This window comes from Candidatus Poriferisodalis sp. (assembly GCF_965204195.1).
Classification (GTDB): Bacteria; Actinomycetota; Acidimicrobiia; order Acidimicrobiales; family Poriferisodalaceae; genus Poriferisodalis.
In genome coordinates this window covers 3,072,491-3,089,081 of the sequence record NZ_OZ241975.1, presented here as the reverse complement: position 1 = coordinate 3,089,081, position 16,591 = coordinate 3,072,491, and the positions used below count along the sequence as shown (strand labels likewise).

Here is a 16,591-nt window from a genome sequence, read left to right as displayed (position 1 = left end):
CTGCTGGCAGGTCTCAGGTGCCGGCGAGCCGGGCCACCACCGGGGCCATCGCATCGACCTCGGGGTCGTGCACGATGATGTAGCTGGCGCCGTAGGTCTCGCGATGGTGGTGCAACTGCTCGCAGATGTCGTCGACCGTGCCGGCCAGTACCAAGGGCACCTCGCGGGCCTCGTCCAGCGTCAGCCCGAAGCCGGGAGCGAACTGCTCCAGGATGCTGTCAGCGTCCTCGGTCACCAGCGCCATGAACGTGTTGAGCTGGATCTCGATGTCGGCGAAGCGGTCGCCGGCGGCATCGGCGATCCACTGGCGGCGCTCTGCGAACTTGGCCGCCACCGAGCTGCGGGCGGCATCGGGCCCCACGGTGCCCGACCGCAGATTGGGGTTGAGGCTGATGATGTCGGCCAGGCGGGCAGCCTCACTCAGCACCCGCTTGCCGCCGCCGCCGATGATGACCGGCGGGCCGCCGGGAGAGTGGGGGAGCGGGCGGCCGACCATGCCGGAGATCTGGTAGTGCTCGCCGTCGTAGTCGAAGGGTTCGCCCCGCCACAGCCCCTTGATGACCTCCAACGCCTCGATCATGCGATCGATGCGCACACCCGGGCGGTCCAGCGGGATGCCCGATTGCTCGTAGTCGTCGGTCAGCCAGCCGGCGCCGATGCCGAACTCGGTGCGGCCCTCCGCGAGCAGGTCGAGCGTGGCGAAGTCCTTCGCCAGCACCGCGGGGTGGCGATAGTCGGCAGCGAACACCAGCGTCCCCACCCGCAACGTCGTGGTGATCTCCGCCGCAACAGCGGGATGCACGATGGGCGACCAGCTGTCCCAGAAATGGTCGTGGCAGAACAGCGACGAATAGCCCAAGTCCTCAACCTTGCGCGCCATCTCGCGGAACGCCGCAGGACTCTCCGGCTTGCCGTACTGGACGCCGAATCTGAACGGATGCACGGCGGCAGGCTACGCGCTGCCGATCCGCCCCCGACGACGGCCGCGCGTCAACAGCGCGAAGCCGCGATGCTGGGTGCTGGCCGCCGGTGCCGGGCGCTGGCGTCGGCCACCAGTGCCGGTCCGGGCGCTAGATCTGAGTCTGCTGGTGCAGGAAGGAACGCTCCGCCAGGCCGTGCCACTCGGCGATGCCGTCACGGAACTCCCGCCACGGTGCCAAGATGGCAGCGAAGCGAGCGTCGTCCGCCGCCACGCCGTCCAGCACGTTCTCGGTCTCTTCCTTGAACGCTGCCATCAGCTCGGCCGGGAACTCGCGAATACTGGCGAATTCCTTGACGCGCTGGAGGTCGGCCTGGTTGCGCACGTCGTAGTCGGCGATCGTGTTGATGTTCGCCGATGCCGCCGCAATTTCGATGGCTGCCTGGTACTCCTCCGGAAGGTCGTTCCACAGCGACAGCGGGAACTGCACCTCTACTGCCGTGCCCGGCTCCCACCAGCCTGGGTGGTAGTAGAACAGCTCGCCGGCGAACTGGTCCAAGCCCAGGATCAGGTCGTCGGTGGGTCCCACGAACTCGGCGCCGTCGATCGCGCCCTGCTGGATGGCGGGCAGGATCTCGCCGCCCGCCAAGGTGACCTGCTCGCCGCCGAGGCTCTCGAGGACACGCCCCGCAAGGCCGGGGATGCGCATCTTCAGGCCCTGCAGGTCGCTGACCGAATTGAGCTCCTTGGTGAACCAGCCGCCCATCTGGCAGCCCGTGCCGCCGGCCGGGAAGGCAATGACGCCATGCTCTTCGGCGTAGAACTCGTTGAGCATGTCGAGGCCGCCGCCCTTGTACAGCCAGGCGTTCTGCTGTCGTTGCGTCAGCCCGAACGGGACGGCGGTGCCGAACTGCTGCACGGGGCTGAGGCCCACGTAGTAGTACGACGCCGTGTGGCCGGCCTGCACGCCCACGTCACGCACGGTGGGCAGCACTTCGAGGCCGCCCACGATCTCGCCGGCCGGTCGAGGATTGATCTTGAACCTGCCGCCGGTGAGCCGGCTCACTTGCTCGGCGAAGAAGTTGGCCGAGCCGAACAGGGTCACCAGCGCTGCCGGCCAGCTTGTGGCCATTTCCCACTCGATCTCGGGACCGTCCTGGGTGAGCGCCACCGATGTGGCCGGCGCGTCGGTGGCGGCGGGACCTTCGGTCGTCGCTGCTGTGTCTCCGTCGTCGGAGGTGCAGGCGTTGAGCACCGTGGCGGCCGCTGCGAATCCTGCTACGCCGAGACCGGCCTTGAGGAACGATCGCCGGTCAAAGCCGGCGTCTTCGATGACTTCATCGAGGGCAGTCTCCGGACTGGCCTCGTCGTGCATGGTCATAGGTAGTGCCTCCCCGCGGGCGCGCAAGCCGCGCCTACACGTGGCGCGAAATTAGCACGCGTCGAAACCACGCCTGACGGGCTGACGCAGCCGGATGCAGAGAACTGATGACTTGGCTGCAGCTAACTGAACAATTCGAGCGACGTGTACACGATGCCTGGGAATACGCCGAGGATGACCAGCGCGATCGACTGGAGCCCCATGAACGGGATGGCGCCCTTGTGGATGTCGGCGGTGCGCACTTCTGGCGGTGCCACGCTTTGGAGGTAGAACAGCGAAAAACCCACCGGCGGCGAGATGAACGCCATGTTCAGGTTCACCGCCATCATCACGGCGAACCAGATCTTCTCGTCTTGGGTGAAGCCCAGAATTTCCATGGCCGGAACGAAGATGGGCACCACGATGAACGTGATCTCGAGGAATTCCAGATTGATGCCCAGCAGGAACACGGCGATCATCGCGACGATGACGAAGCCCAGCTTGCCGCCGCCGATGGAGGTCAGCCATTCGGAGGTCTGATCGGAGCCGCCGAGCTGGAAGAACATGGCACTGAAGAAGGTGGAGCTGAACAGCAGCGTCATGACCAGCACCACCACGCTGGCGGTGGACTTGCCCGCCTGCATTGCAGCCGAACGGCTGAGCCGCCACTGGGGCGTGATGTGGGTGGCGCCCTCGCGCATGAGCAGGCGGTCGAAGAGCCAGTTCAAGCCCGTGAGGGCAAGTGCTCCGAACACGCCGACAGCGCCCGACTCCGACGGCGTGGCGATCCCTTGGAAGATCGACACGAGCACACCCAGGATGAGCACCACGATCGGCACGATCGCGATGAGCACCTCGCACGCCAGCATGCGGGTGAACGCCATGATCGCGAAGCTCACGACCAGCACCAGCACTGCGACGATCAGGGCCGTGCGCAGGTCCCTCAGCAGCATCACGCACCCGACCATGAAGCCCAGCAGCGCAGCGATCAGCAGCTTGGTCTGGATCGACGGGTTGCCTTCCAGCTTGCGTTCCTCGACTGGCATGGCCGGGCCCATGTTGGGCTTCCACCACGACACGGCCAGCACGTAGGCCACGTACAGGCCGCTGAGCATCAGGCCGGGCAGCAGCGCGCCGGCGAACAGGCCCAGGATGCCCACGCCCATCTGCTGTGCCAGCAGGATCAGCACGATGCTGGGCGGCAGCAGCTGCGCGAGCGTTCCTGAGGCGGTGATGGCACCCGTCGAGAGCTTGTTGTCGTAGCCGAGCCGCACCATCGCCGGCAGCGACAGCAGGCCCATCACGATGACAGTCGCGGCCACGACGCCGGTCGCAGCGGCCAGCAACGTGCCCACCAGCACCACCGCAGCGGCCACTCCGCCGCGCAGCGCGCCCATCAGCATGCCGACGGCGTTCAGCAGCCGCTCTGCCATGCCGGATCGCTCCAGGATGGCGCCCATCAGCACGAACAGCGGCACCGCCAGCAGCACCGGGTCGCTGATGTTCACGAACCAGCGCGCCGGCAGCGTGTTCAGCGTGGCGGTGTTGAACGAGCCGGTGATATCGCCGATGAATGCGAACGCCAAAGCCGTCGCGGCGAACGAGAAGGCGACGTTGTAGCCGGTGAGGATCATCGCCATGAAGACGATGAACATCGTCAGCGCCAAAAAGACGCCCGTGTCCATGCCGAATATGGCCAGAAGATCGGTCATGGAGCGGCTATTCGACCCGAAGCGGCGACTCGTGCTCGACCAAGTCGCCCTTCTCGTCGTCGCCGATCATCACGAAGCCGGTCTTGATCATCTCCGCAAGGATCTGCAGGCCGAACAGGATGAACGCGATGAGAATCATCACCTTGATCGGCCCCACCGGGAGGCTGCCCGCGTCGACGCCCTGCTCCCAGCTCTCCCAGACGCGCCAGCTGCTCGGCCACTCGCCGTTGTGCCGGCGGCCCAGTGAGGTGGCCGCGTAGCCCCGGAGGATCCGGATGGCCATGATGATGAACGGCAGCAGCAGGGCCGAGTGAATGATGAAATCGAGCCAGGCCTTGCGCTTGGCGCTGAAGTTGGCCCACCAGAAGTCGATGCGCGGGTTCACGCCGTCGCGCACGCCGAAGTTGATGGCGAGCAGGAACATGAGCGCGAACGACTGCCACGCCAGGCTGGTGGTCTCGCCGAAGAGGATGTCGGTCTCGACGAGGTCGTTGCCGTAGCGGGTGATCACGTTGAACAGCTGGAGCAGGAAGACCACCCACGCCAGGATCCACGCCGCGGTCAGGCTGAACGTGGCGATCGACTCCACGCCGCGGCGGAGGCGATCCAGCCCGTCGTGCCAGAGGCCCATTGCGAGCGCGCCCGCGAGCACCAGCCAGTTCCACCACACCAGGTTGCCGATCCAGTACTCGGTGTCCCAGAGCAGCCGGGCGATGATTCCGAAGAGGATCGTGGCACCCGCCAGCCAGCCGATCGGATGCAGGCGCGCCCACCATGGCAGCTCCATCGCCACCGCTGGTGCTTGGGGAGCGGGCGTGGCAGTGTCGGTCACGTCGCCCCCTTCCCCTCTGACTCGCCGGTACCGCTCGAATGCGGAAACAGGCGATCCAACATCCTGCCACCTAGCTTGTCGCCGTGGCGAACATCGGACCCGAGCCCAATAGCGCGAACTCTCATTCCGCCAATCCCACGCGTCCGGGCGTGATGCCGCCGGCGCTCTTCGTTCTGGAGAGGGGTGCTGTGCGCGCGACCGAGCTGACGCGCGGACCGTGGGCGCATCAGGTGATGCATGGCGGTGCCATTGGCGGTTTGCTGGGCTGGGCGGTCGAGCGCGAGCAGCAGCGCCTCGGCATCTCGCAGGTATGCAGCCGGTTGACGGTGGAGATCCTCTCGGGCATGCCGATGGCGACCTATGAGATCACTGCGACCATCGTGAAGGGCGGTAAGCGGACGGCGCTCGTTGACGCCGAAGTGCGAGAGGCGCCCGGCGGCGGGGGACGCGGGCGCTTGGTGGCGCGGGCAACCTCGCAATGGCTGACCCCCACTGCGCCGCCGGGCGACGAACCTACCGGTGACGGGCAGTCGCTGCCGCCGATCCCGGCCGAGCGCGCCGACCCAGGAGCCAATCCCGACATCGACTACCCGCGTCCCGGTTTCAACGCCGATGCCGTGGATTTTCGCTTCGTCGGGGGCTCGACGGAGGAGCCGGGCCCCGGCCGCACGTGGCTGCGGTTGGACCATCCGTTCATGGCTGGCGAGGAGACGTCACCGCTGGTGCGGGTTGCGACCTTGGCCGATCTCGGCGCGGCTGTGGGGTGGGACTTCTCGCCGTCCGGCGGTGCCTACATCAACACCGACGTAACGCTGCAGCTGCTGCGCGTTCCAGGGGGAGAGTGGTTCTACTTCGACGCGGCCACGGTGGTGGCACCCCAGGGGCTGGCGGGAACGCACACGGCCATTTGCGACCAGCACGGCCTGCTCGGCTGGGTGCTGCAGAGCCAAGTCGAGGCGCCTGCGGCGATCGGGTTCCCCGGCGGCATGGCTGCGTCGCGCAATGCGGCCCTGCGCGAGGCCACGACTGGTTAGCCGGCCTGTGCTGTCTCGTCGCCGGTTAGCCGGCTCGTGTCTGCTGATCGCCGGTTAGCCGGCGACTTCGGCCAGCAAGTCGTCGATGACGTGGGCCATCTGGCTGTAGTCGGGCCGCTTCATCACGAATGCATCCGCGCCGAGGTCATACGCGCGGGCGCGGTCGTCGGCGGCCTCGTCGGTGGTGAGCGCAACCATCATCACCTTGTTGAATTCGTCGGCGGCACGTGTCTCGGCGAGCAGATCGAACCCGCTCACCACCGGCAGCTTGAGATCGAACAAGACGAGATCGATCTCCGACGGTCCCACCGCACGCATGAACGCCAGGGCATTCGCACCGTCATGGGCCACACGGAGCTGGTTGCGGGTGCCGGCCTCGGCGAGCGCCATGGTGATCACGTCGACGTCGTGCTGGTTCTCCTCGGCCAGCAGCACATGAACCGTGTCGTCGGGAGCGTGGATGACCGGCGGCTCGAACGTGCCTGCGCGATCGACGGTCTGCGTCTCCGCCGAGACGTGCTCGACGGGAACGCCGAAGCGCCGCTGCAGCCGATGGGGCAGGTCGAGATGCAGCCACCTGCTGGCGCCGGCGGGCAACGTGCTCAAGATGATGAGGTCGGGATTCAGCCGGTCAATGGCCAAGTTGACCGCCACGACTGGATGTGCGGGGCCGACCTCGCCGGTGACCCGGGCACCGATGTCGTCGAGCGCTTCGAACGCCTGGCTGAGCCGGCGGCGTGCCCCGGCGAGCGCCCGCGCGGGATCAGGACCGTTCGCACCAGTCGCGGGCACAACGATGTGAAACCGGGTCTCGGGATCGACGGCCAGGATGTGCTCCACGCGCTCGTGCAGGTGGCTGCCGACGAGGGTTTGGTTGGCCACGATCAAGACGTGTCGCATTCCGGGAGCCTCCTCGGTGGTCGGTCTGTGAAAGCGAACTTAGACGCGACGCTCTTGTGCCTCGCGCACGGCGTCGTCGGCGATCAGTGCGTCGATCTCAGCTTCGGACATGCCCGCAGCGGCCAAGACGTCGCGGGTGTTCTCGCCCAGTTTCGGCGACGGCCTGCGCGGGCCGACCTCGGCGTTGGCGAATCGCATCGGGATGCCGACGCTGCGATAGGGGCCGATGTCGGCGCTGTCCAGCGTGGGGAACATGCCGAGTGCCTCGGCCTGTGCGTCGTCGACCACCTCATGCAGACCCAGCACCGGTCCCCAGATCATTCCCTCGGCATCGAAGATCTCGCCCCACTCGTCGCGGGTCCGGTGTGCCAGCGCCTCGTCGATACCGGCCACGATCTCAGGCATGTGGGCGAACCGGCCGCGGATGTCGGCAAAGCGCTCGTCGTCGAGCCAGTCGAGCCGCTCGATGATCCGGCACAGCAACGGCCAGGCGCTTTCTTGGGGCATGTTGAGCACCACCCACTTGCCGTCGCCGCAGGGATACCGGTTCGCCGTCGGCACGATCATGTTCTCGCGGGCCCGCTGGCGTAGCGGCGCCCTGTCGACGGCGGTGATGGCGTAGTCGGACGCCTGGGTCCACACCGCCGTCTCGTACAGCGACGTCTCGACGACTTGCGCCTCGCCGGTGCGTTCGGCCAGCCGCAGCGCGGCGAGCACGGCGCCCACCAGCGCCAGGCCCGTGGTGTGGTCGCCCTGGGCGGGGCGCGCCATCGGCACTGCCCCGTCGGTTCCTTCCCGCATGGCGTCGTAGATGCCCGAGCGGCCGAAGAATGCCGTCACGTCATAGCCGGGACGCCATGCCTCGGGACCGGACGTGCCGTAGCCGGTCAGCGTGGCGTGCACGATGCGCGGGTTGACCGCCGTCACCGTGGCCTGGTCGAGGCCGAATCGCTCCTGGCGGTGAATGAGCAGGTTGCACATGAACACGTCTGCGCCGGCGATGAGCTGGTGGACCACCTGCTGGCCCTGCGGCGAGCCCAGATCCACAGCGATCGAGCGCTTGCCGCGGTTGTCCACGTCGAACTGGAAGTCGTAGTCCTTGATCTCCGGCGGCAGCTTCGCCGGACGGCTGTAACCCCGCATCGGGTCGCCGTCGAGCGGTTCCACCTTGATGACATCGGCACCGAGGTCGGCCAGGATCGCGCCAGCCGAGGGGGTGGCCATCCAGCTGTCCACCTCGATCACCTTCACATCGTCCAACGGTGCCGCCATCGGACCTCCAAGCCAGCGTCGAGTCCGGGCCGCGAGATTACGCTGCCGGGCCATGGAACTTGCTAGAAGAGTCGCAGTCGTCACCGGTGGTGCGAGCGGAATCGGGGAGGCGCTGGTCGAGCGCTTCCATGCTGAGGGGGCGCGGGCTCTGGTGGTCGTCGACCGCGACGAGGTCGGCGCACAGGCGGTGGCTGAGCGGGTGGGCGGCACGGCCGTCGGGCTCGACGTCACCGACGAGGAGGCCATCAAGACGGTGGTCGCCGACACCGTCGCAGCCCATGGTGCGCTCGACGTGTTCGTCTCCAACGCCGGCTATGTGACCCAGGGCGGGCTTGAGGCTTCGAACGACGAAATCCAGCGCATGTGGGAAGTACACGTGATGTCCCACGTGTATGCGGCACGCGCAGCTGTGCCGGTCATGGTCGAACGTGGCGGCGGCTATTTGCTGAACACGGCCTCGGCGGCAGGCCTGCTGACCCAGCTCGGCTCGATGCAGTACGCCGTCACCAAGGCCGCCGCGGTGTCGCTGGGCGAATTCCTCGCCATCACCTATGGCGACAAGGGCATCGTGGTGTCGATGCTGTGCCCGCAGGCGGTGGAGACCAACATCCTGGCCAACAGCCCCGACCGCACTGGCAATGGCGACCAGGAGCGCGGCACACCCGGCGCCGCCGCAGGCGACGGCATCCTGCCGGTCTCGCAACTGGCCGACACCGTCATCGAGGCAATGGCCGAGGAACGCTTCCTGGTGCTGCCCCATCCCGAGGTGCAGACCTACCGCGAGCGCAAGGCATCCGACATCGACCGCTGGCTGTCGGGCATGCGCCGCTTCCAGTCGCGGCTGCACGCCGAGTCCGACATCACGCCCGCGGACTGGCTGCTCGGCTGAGCGCTTGGCGCGAGGGTCGAGAGGTTGAGTCGTTGAGGCGAGACCGGGACCCGAACGGGAAACAAGTGGTGCGATAGCCGGAAGACTCGCCTGCTCCCGAGGGGGCTCAGTCTGCCCGGCGCGCGACGAGGCGAGCCTCATGGCGCTGGCCGAACCAGCCTTCGTCGAAGCTGACGGCCTCCAATCCAGCGCACAGCCCGGGCAGTTCGCCGCGTTCCACCAGGAACGGGCGGCCTGGGCGCGCGTTGTACAGCAAGTTGTCGACGGTGGCGATCAGCACGAAGGCGATACCGCCGGGTGCCAACAGTGCGTGCAGGGTGCCGAGCAGGGGACGATGCAGGAAGTTGGTACAGACGGCCGCATGCCAGCCGCCTTGGGGAACAGCAGAGGCTGCAAGCCGAGTCAACTCGGCCGGTGTCGGCACGGGATCGGCCTCGAGGTCGGCGCAGATCGTGTGCAGCAGGAGATCCCGCTCGCCAGCGGCGCTTCGAGCAATCTCCAACGCGCGCTCGGAGACGTCGACGAGCGTGGTGTCGATGCCCTGCTCGGCGAGCCACAGTGCGGTGCCGCCAGCGCCGCCGGCCAGATCGACGGCCGTCGCGCAGTCCACCAGCAGGTCGGCGTGGCCCACGACGAATTCCGACGGTGGACCCGGTTCATGCCAGTCGGCGTACTTGGCGTTCCAGCGGTCGGCAGCAGTCATGCGTCGTAGGACCGAACGGCGCGCGCCCGGCGACTGCGTGCGTAGGCGGCCACCAGCAGCAGTGCCGCATACAGGAAGAACTCCGACTTCACGAAGCCGATCCAGCCGCCCTGGGTGACCCAGCCGGGACGATCGACAAGCCAGACGGGCAGGAGCACCAGGACGGCCGCCGCCGGCACCGTCATGATGAACCGGCTGCCCCCGATCGCCGTGCTGCCGAAGGCGATCGTCAGGGCGAACAGCTTGATCGACAGCTCCTCGGGATACAGCGACTGGTCGTTGAAGTTCACCGGGATCAGCATGAGGCCGCCGGCCAAGCCGGCGAGACCGCTGCTGAGGCTCACGCCGGCCAGGCGCAGGCGGTACACCGAGACACCGAACGTCGCAGCCGCGGTCGGCTCGTCTCTGGTGGCGACCAGCGCACGGCCGATCAGCCCCGTCAGCAGGCCATGCAGCAGCCAGAAGGCGACCGCCACCCAGACCACCACCACCCAGAACTCCCAGATGTGCTCATCGTTCGGTGCGATACCTGTCCAGCCCGGCGGGATGAACTCGCCATCGAGGGTGACCGGCAACGGACCGTCGAGCTGGCGCAGCACGATCGGGAAAGCCACAGCCGCCGACAGGGTCAGCAGCGCCAAGTACGCCTTCGGCAAACGCAGCGCCGGAACGCCCAGCAGGGCACCCACCGCGCAGCCCGCAGCAAAGCCGGCCAGCGGCATCAGCATCGGTGGCAAGCCGAAGTCGTTCACTGCATGCAGCGCTGCGTAGGCGCCGACGCCGGTCAATGCGCCATGGCCCACCGACAGCAACCCCATCCGGTGCGTCAGCAACCAGAGCCCAGCGAACACAAGGCAGAACGCTGCGAGCTGGGTGACGTCGGTAAGGAAGGTGGACGAGGCGCGCAGCGGGACGACCACTGCCATAGCGGCGATCGCGACCAGTGCGACAGCAGTCAGCCGGTTCGGCCACGTTGCCGCGGCCGGCTGGGCCGATTCGGACGACGGCAGCGCACGGCCCGGTGCTTCGGCCGTCCGGCTGGCGCTTCGCTGGTCCGGCGAGGGGGAAGCCGGCGTCTCCGATTCTGCGACCTGCGGTGTTGGCCCGACCCGGGGGATCGGAATGCTGGCAGCGGGATTGCCGTGCGGGACGGGAGCTTCGCGTAGAGCCAAGCGGAACACCGCTGGTTCGGAACTGGGAGCTGGCTGCTCGTGCGAATCGGTCACGTCCGCAGCCCCTCACGCGCTGCTTTGCGCGACAGCAGGCCCGACGGCCGCACCGACAGCACCACGATGAGCACGCCGAGCGCCCACACCAGCGTGACCTGGCTGTCGATGAAGCCGACGTAGCCAGCCATCATCGTCTCGGCGAAGGCGAACAGGTAACCCCCGGCGAGCGCCAGCGCCGGGCTGCGCAGGCCGCCGAGGGTGGCCGCTGCGAGACCGAAGATAAGCAGACGTTCCATCATGTCGGGGCGCACGTTGAGCTCGCCCGCGATGAGCCCGCCGGCCAGCCCGCCCAATGCGGCTGCGACAGCCCATCCGCCCATCACCACCCACTCCACCCTGATGCCCACCAGTGCCGAGCTGTCGCGATTGGACGTGATCGCTCGGAACGCGAGGCCCACCTTGGTGGTGCGCTGAATCAGCGCGAGCAGACCGATGGCCGCGAGCATCGTCAGCGTCAGCCCGATGGTGTCGAACCACAGCCGAGCACCGCCGATGATGAACCGGTCGGTGTGCTCTTGGGGGAACGGAGAGCCGAGGAACCTCTGGCGACCGGTGAAGTGCTTCACCACGAACGTGCCGATGAGCAGGTAGAGCCCGAGCGTCGCCCCGATGGTCGGCACGGGGTCGCCGCGCATCGGCCGGATGACCGTGTATTCCAGCAAGGCCCCCACCGCGGCCGACACGACGACTGCGCCGGCAACCGCCGCCCAGATCGGCCACGGCGTTGCGAAGGGAGTCAGCCAGCCCGAGAACGCCACACCGGGATCCGCCCCTGCAGCGAATACCACCGCTATGTACGCGGAGAGCATTGCCATCTGGCCCTGCGCGAGGTTCAGCACCCCGGTCGAGCGAAACACCATCGAGATCGCCACCGCCAAGGCTGCGTACGCAGAGCCGTTGGCGAACGAGTCGAAGACCCGCTGCAGGAACAGAGTCATATGGATGCGTTTCTTGCCTGCTGGCGTATTCGAACTTGGAGTTGCTGTTGAAGGATCTGGTACAGGTTCGTCAGTCGTTCCCGGTCCCAGAGTTCGACTGCGAGCGCGTATCGCTGCGTCCTGGGCGCCTCAGTCAAACCGGATGTCCAAGACCGGGTCCGATGAGTCACGGACACGTAGTACGCGTCGCCATCGTCGGCATTGAGTGCCCGGGCCGATTCCATCCTCCACCGTCGTACGACGAGTGTTGAACCTGCCGTCAGGGTCTGTGTTGGTCTGAGCTCGTAACCGCGCCAACGCCGATCTCGTGGGAGGTCGCCTGCATCCCGGCTCGAGAGCTGGTCGGCGAGCAGCGAGGGCTCAACGTTTCGATACAAGCCCACTTCCATGAGGCCTGCGATGTAATCGCAACGTTGCCAGCGCACCGGCGGATCGAATGCCAACGCGATCGAGATCGACCTCTCAGAGGCCCCGATGGCAAACTCACTGGGTACTGGAAACTCGTGCACGACGACCGAATCGCATTCCAATTCACCCTCGTGCACCATTACGACTCGTTGCGGATCCGAGTCTGTAGCCCTCTCCGTAGCAGGGAGCCCATATCCGATCGTCGCCAACAGGTCCTCCTCCGAGTCGAACAGTTCTTTCGATCTCGGGGGCTGGTCGCATGACAAACCGACTAGCGCTCGCAAGAGATTGGCTGACGAATCGGGATAGCGAGCGACGAGCCTCGCAGCGAGGTTCGCCACTCTTGGGGCGGCGAAGCTCGTTCCAGATGCGGCTCTGAAGAGTCTCTGTTCGGGCCGATGACTCAGCGAGACTACGCCGAGTCCGTGGTCATCCGGCTTCGCACGCGAGGAACTCGAATAGGCGATATCGCCGCCGAGATGCGCTACGTCCGGCTTTGCCTTTCCGACGACACCCGGACCAGACCGACTAAAGGGAGATGGGCGACCTAGGCCAGCAACAGCGTGCTCGTCGATGTACGAGGATCCGCTCGGTGTTGAGGGTGCCGGTGAGGCACCGAGGCTTCCTACTGTGATCACGTTGGCGGCAGTTGCCGGTTCAGCGAGACGGTGAGATTCAGATGTCAGATAATGCGGGTAATCGTGCAGGACGTGGCCGCCGTCGTGCAATTCACCAGTCCGTGCGATGCCCCGGTTGCCGGCCGCGACAACGATGACGATGTCGAGTTCGCGCACGAGCGAATCGAGCGTGACAGTCCAGAGGCTCGCATGAGCTCCACTAAAGGCCTTCGTGTCGGTGATCGACAGGTTGAAGATGCGGACTCCGTGCGCTTCGTGCATCCACCTGATTGCTTCGTCAATTGTCGAATGCTCGGGCGAGTCTGACGGAAAGCGGGTGCCGTACGGACCCGTGCCGTCATCGGGTTCCAAGACTCTCGCGACTACAAGTCGTACCGGCGAATGGAGCCTTGCCTCGCCATTTCGCAGATCGTTGGAGAGTGCTGACTCGAAGCCGCCGTAAGCGGCCAGACCGGCCACAAGAGTCCCGTGCGGGCTGATCGTGCCCCAATCGTGATCAGACGGAAATGCACGTTGATCGACGACCAGCCCATCGAGCATGGGGTGGCCCGTTGCGACGCCATCATCGATGACGCCGACGACGGCGTCGAGCGGTACCGGCCGTGCAAAATCTTCGAGGTCGGCTGAGAGCCATCCCGACGGCTCGATCGTCGGCGCGAGTGGCAGTCGCACACTGGCGACGACTGCGAGTTCCAATACAGCATTGAGAGCCTCGTTGGAACAGACGATGCGAACCGCTGTTGTGTTGGGTGCTTCATCGCGGCCGCGCAGGGTCCCGCCGAACTGCTCAGCAACAACTTGTACTTCCTCGAGACGTCGGCGCGCCTCCGAGATCACTGCCGAAGGCCACACGAGGACATCGACCGTGTGAGGCCCGCTGCCGCGCTGCAGGACCGCTGCAACCTCTTGGGTCAAGCGATCTTCTCTGCCGTAGGGCTCAATGTCCTCGATCTTGTCAATCAGGCTTTGAAGGGGTACTGCCACGCCCTCGTCCGCGGTAAGGGCTGCCTGTGTGTAGTCCTCCAAGACGCGGGCGAGGTCATCTCCGTCATCGAGAGGCAGCACCACGTATACCCATCCCGCGCTCTCGCCGAGCGGCTCCAATTGACGAGCCCGCAACTGAGCGTCCAAGAGCGGCGAGTTGGCACGGATCTTGAATACGTAGCGAGGGTCGACGCCCTCGCCAATTCTCACGGGGGGTGCCGAACGAGCGGTCTCGAGTTGCCGCACCAGTCGAGCGCCGTGGGCTGAGCGGTCTGCGGGCGGTGTGGGTACGGGTGGCTGACGTGTCCGACGAGTGCTCCGGGTTACGGGCGCAGGCAGGGGGAGATGATCGGCCACAGCTCTGCTGAGCGGCTACCAGGGTCGCTGTCGTGTGCGGTCGATCGCGGCTGACAGTGCGGTGCTAGTGACGCGTGATTCGCCTGCAACCAATTGGGTCCGATACGCATCCCACACCGCATACTCGACGGCTGCGTGGGGCATGCCGCGCAAGCGCGAAGCCGACTCGTCAATCCTCGGGCGGTGACTGGGAATCGTCGCGAGACGCTGTCTGAGCAGCAGGCGAATTTGAGCCACGGTAGGACGACGGAACTCGACGACATCATCGAAGCGTCGCCACAATGCGTCATCAAGCAGCTTCTCGTGGTTCGTGGCTGCGATCAAGATGCTTGGCCCATCGAACCGTTCAAGCATCTGCAGGAAACTGCTGACGACGCGCTTGATTTCGCCATGCTCGGTCGGGTCGTTGCGTTGCCGACCCAAGGCGTCGAACTCGTCGAACACGACTACCCACTGCGAGGCACGGGCCTCCTCGAGTATCCGCCGCAGGTTCGCTGAGGTTTCTCCTAGGAACGAGGACACGACGGAATCTATGCGGACGCTCATGAGTGGCCAGCCGAGTTCGTTGGCGAGCGCTTCGGCGGCACTGCTCTTGCCGCAACCGGGTGGTCCCCAGAACATCAATTTGCGCCGGGGGGGCACCCTGTGTTCGGCCAACAACCGTCGATGCTTCGTCTCGACCGCGATGGCCATGAGCGGATCCGATGAGCGGGGCGCCAATACGAGGTCGGCGAAGGTCTTCTGCGGCCAGAGGATGTCGGCGAGCGGGACGTCGTGATCCGGGTCACGTGGAGCTGCCGGCAGAGGGACAAGGTCCGAAGCAGCGTGCTCGCTGTCATCGTCGGCGATGCGCTTGCGGAGGTCTCGCGCGAGCGCAAAGTGCTGTTTTGCCTCTTCCTCCTCGATGATCGTCAGGGCGGCGCGGCGAAATGCCGCGTCATCCCCGGACGTGTAGGCCGAAAAGATCTGCTTCAGCTCCCTTCCCGCCATGCAGCGCAAGGTACCAGCGCGCAGTTACACGTTCGCCGGTGCGTTGACCCGCGGCGGCCGACCGGTGCGAAGATGAGGCCGTGGCGAGCTCTTCACCTGGCGCAGGCGGCACCCGATTCCTGGCCGATGTCGTGTTGACCTGCGACGAGGCCTTCGCCGTGTTCGACCGGGGCGCCGTCGATGTGGGGGCCGACGGCCGGCTTGCCTGGGTAGGCGCCGCAGCGGATGCGCCTGCGACCGATGCACCGGTGATCAGCGTGGGCGGGCTGTTGATGCCGGGGCTGGTGAATGCTCACGCGCACACGCCGATGACCCTGGTGCGCGGCGCGGGCGACGGCCTGCCGCTGATGGCGTGGCTCACCGAGGTGATGTGGCCGCGTGAGGCTCGCCTCAGCCCCTCCGATGTGTGGTGGGGGATGACGCTCGGCTCGGTCGAGATGCTGCGCTCGGGCGTGACGACCACGTGCGAGATGTATGCCTTCGAGCACGAGGTGATCGATGCGGGCCGCCAGGCCGGCATCCGGCAGGTCATGTGCCCGGGGGTGCTGTCGGTGGCGCACTTGGACGACTCCGGAGGCGTCGCCGATCGCGTCGCCGAGATCGCCCGGGTGCACGACGAGCACAACGACCCATCGGGCCGCGTCACCATCGGGTTCGCACCGCACTCGGCGTACGACCTCGGCGTGGGCCCCTGCGCGGAGATCGCCGCTGCTGCCCGCGAGCGCGACGCCCTGCTGCACATTCACGTCGCGGAGACCGCCGACGAGGGCGACGCGCTGGCCGACAAGCACGGCGGCGCCAGCGTGCCGCGGCTCCTCGCTGATGCCGGCGCTCTTGAGGGCAGGGTGCTGGCTGCGCACAGCGTCTGGCTCGACGATGCCGACCTCGACATCTACGCATCGACGGATGTGGCAGTGGCGCACTGCCCGGTCAGCAACATGAAGCTGGGCTCGGGCGTGGCGCGGGTGCCCGAGATGATCGAGCGCGGCATCACGGTCGCGCTGGCGACCGACGGTCCCGCCTCCAACGACGACCTCGACCTGTGGGAGGAGATCAAGATTTCCTCGCTCCTGGCCCGGGTGACCGCGCTCGACCCCACCCTGATGAGCGCGCAGCAGGTGATCTCGATGGCCACTCGCAGTGGCGGCGAGGCGCTCGGCTTGGATGTCGGCGTGCTGGCACCGGGCCGCTGGGCCGACATGATCCGGCTGGACATCGACGATGTTGCATTCGTCCCGGTCACCTCGCCGCAGGAGCTGATCGCCCATGTGGCATGGTCCGGCGGCAGCCGCCACGTCACCGATGTGTGGGTGGGCGGCGAGCGGGTCGTCGCGGGTCGGGTCTGCCTCACCGTCGACGAGGCACGGGCCCGCTATGAGGTGCAGCATCGAGCGCAACGGCTGGCGCAGGAATCGGGGACGTGAGC

At 66.7% G+C, this 16,591-nt stretch carries 14 protein-coding genes; 3 read left to right on the top strand and 11 right to left on the bottom strand.

Features of this window, described 5'->3' with window-relative positions; translation table 11 throughout:
* Positions 1-13: 13 nt before the first annotated feature.
* From ACOGI8_RS13880 to ACOGI8_RS13865, 4 genes are all read right to left on the bottom strand, one after another.
* A complete protein-coding gene (locus ACOGI8_RS13880) occupies positions 14-943 on the bottom strand; it encodes a TIGR03621 family F420-dependent LLM class oxidoreductase (protein WP_419854382.1) in 930 nt (309 codons plus the stop codon).
* Positions 944-1,070: 127 nt separating this feature from the next.
* A complete protein-coding gene (locus ACOGI8_RS13875) occupies positions 1,071-2,300 on the bottom strand; it encodes a TRAP transporter substrate-binding protein (protein ID WP_419854381.1) in 1,230 nt (409 codons plus the stop codon).
* A 122-nt stretch (positions 2,301-2,422) separates the two neighbouring features.
* Complete coding sequence (locus ACOGI8_RS13870) at positions 2,423-3,991, bottom strand: TRAP transporter large permease (protein WP_419854380.1); 1,569 nt, start codon at positions 3,989-3,991, stop codon at positions 2,423-2,425.
* Between the two features lie 7 nt (positions 3,992-3,998).
* Positions 3,999-4,823: a TRAP transporter small permease subunit gene (locus ACOGI8_RS13865; protein WP_419854379.1), complete on the bottom strand. Its 825-nt coding sequence runs from the start codon at positions 4,821-4,823 to the stop codon at positions 3,999-4,001.
* Positions 4,824-4,906: 83 nt separating this feature from the next.
* Between ACOGI8_RS13865 and ACOGI8_RS13860 the strand changes: the two genes are divergently transcribed.
* Entirely contained in the window at positions 4,907-5,857 is a 951-nt protein-coding gene (locus ACOGI8_RS13860) for a thioesterase family protein (RefSeq protein WP_419854378.1), read from the top strand.
* Positions 5,858-5,911: 54 nt separating this feature from the next.
* On the opposite strand, the gene ACOGI8_RS13855 is transcribed toward ACOGI8_RS13860, so the two are convergent.
* Positions 5,912-6,757, bottom strand: a complete 846-nt coding sequence (locus ACOGI8_RS13855) for a response regulator (protein WP_419854377.1) — start codon at positions 6,755-6,757, stop codon at positions 5,912-5,914.
* A gap of 39 nt (positions 6,758-6,796) precedes the next feature.
* Positions 6,797-8,029 (bottom strand): CaiB/BaiF CoA transferase family protein, encoded by a 1,233-nt coding sequence (locus tag ACOGI8_RS13850; protein WP_419854376.1) that lies wholly within the window; start codon positions 8,027-8,029, stop codon positions 6,797-6,799.
* A 52-nt stretch (positions 8,030-8,081) separates the two neighbouring features.
* Between ACOGI8_RS13850 and ACOGI8_RS13845 the strand changes: the two genes are divergently transcribed.
* Positions 8,082-8,918 carry an SDR family oxidoreductase gene (locus tag ACOGI8_RS13845; RefSeq protein WP_419854375.1) on the top strand — a complete coding sequence of 279 codons (837 nt, stop codon included), beginning with the start codon at positions 8,082-8,084 and terminating at the stop codon, positions 8,916-8,918.
* A 106-nt stretch (positions 8,919-9,024) separates the two neighbouring features.
* On the opposite strand, the gene ACOGI8_RS13840 is transcribed toward ACOGI8_RS13845, so the two are convergent.
* The 5 genes from ACOGI8_RS13840 to ACOGI8_RS13820 all read right to left on the bottom strand — a co-directional run bounded on the left by ACOGI8_RS13840 (position 9,025) and on the right by ACOGI8_RS13820 (position 15,165).
* Entirely contained in the window at positions 9,025-9,621 is a 597-nt protein-coding gene (locus ACOGI8_RS13840) for a class I SAM-dependent methyltransferase (protein WP_419854374.1), read from the bottom strand.
* A complete protein-coding gene (locus ACOGI8_RS13835) occupies positions 9,618-10,847 on the bottom strand; it encodes an ABC transporter permease subunit (protein WP_419854373.1) in 1,230 nt (409 codons plus the stop codon). Before ACOGI8_RS13835 ends, ACOGI8_RS13840 begins: the two co-directional genes overlap by 4 nt.
* On the bottom strand, positions 10,844-11,788 hold the full coding sequence (locus ACOGI8_RS13830) for a branched-chain amino acid ABC transporter permease (RefSeq protein WP_419854372.1): 945 nt from the start codon (positions 11,786-11,788) through the stop codon (positions 10,844-10,846). Before ACOGI8_RS13830 ends, ACOGI8_RS13835 begins: the two co-directional genes overlap by 4 nt.
* The gene (locus tag ACOGI8_RS13825) at positions 11,785-14,028 is read right to left on the bottom strand and encodes a S8 family peptidase (protein ID WP_419854371.1); all 2,244 of its coding nucleotides are present in this window, start codon (positions 14,026-14,028) and stop codon (positions 11,785-11,787) included. Before ACOGI8_RS13825 ends, ACOGI8_RS13830 begins: the two co-directional genes overlap by 4 nt.
* A 162-nt stretch (positions 14,029-14,190) precedes the next feature.
* Positions 14,191-15,165, bottom strand: a complete 975-nt coding sequence (locus tag ACOGI8_RS13820; RefSeq protein WP_419854370.1) for an AAA family ATPase — start codon at positions 15,163-15,165, stop codon at positions 14,191-14,193.
* Between the two features lie 80 nt (positions 15,166-15,245).
* Between ACOGI8_RS13820 and ACOGI8_RS13815 the strand changes: the two genes are divergently transcribed.
* Positions 15,246-16,589 (top strand): amidohydrolase family protein, encoded by a 1,344-nt coding sequence (locus ACOGI8_RS13815; RefSeq protein ID WP_419854369.1) that lies wholly within the window; start codon positions 15,246-15,248, stop codon positions 16,587-16,589.
* Positions 16,590-16,591: the final 2 nt, after the last annotated feature.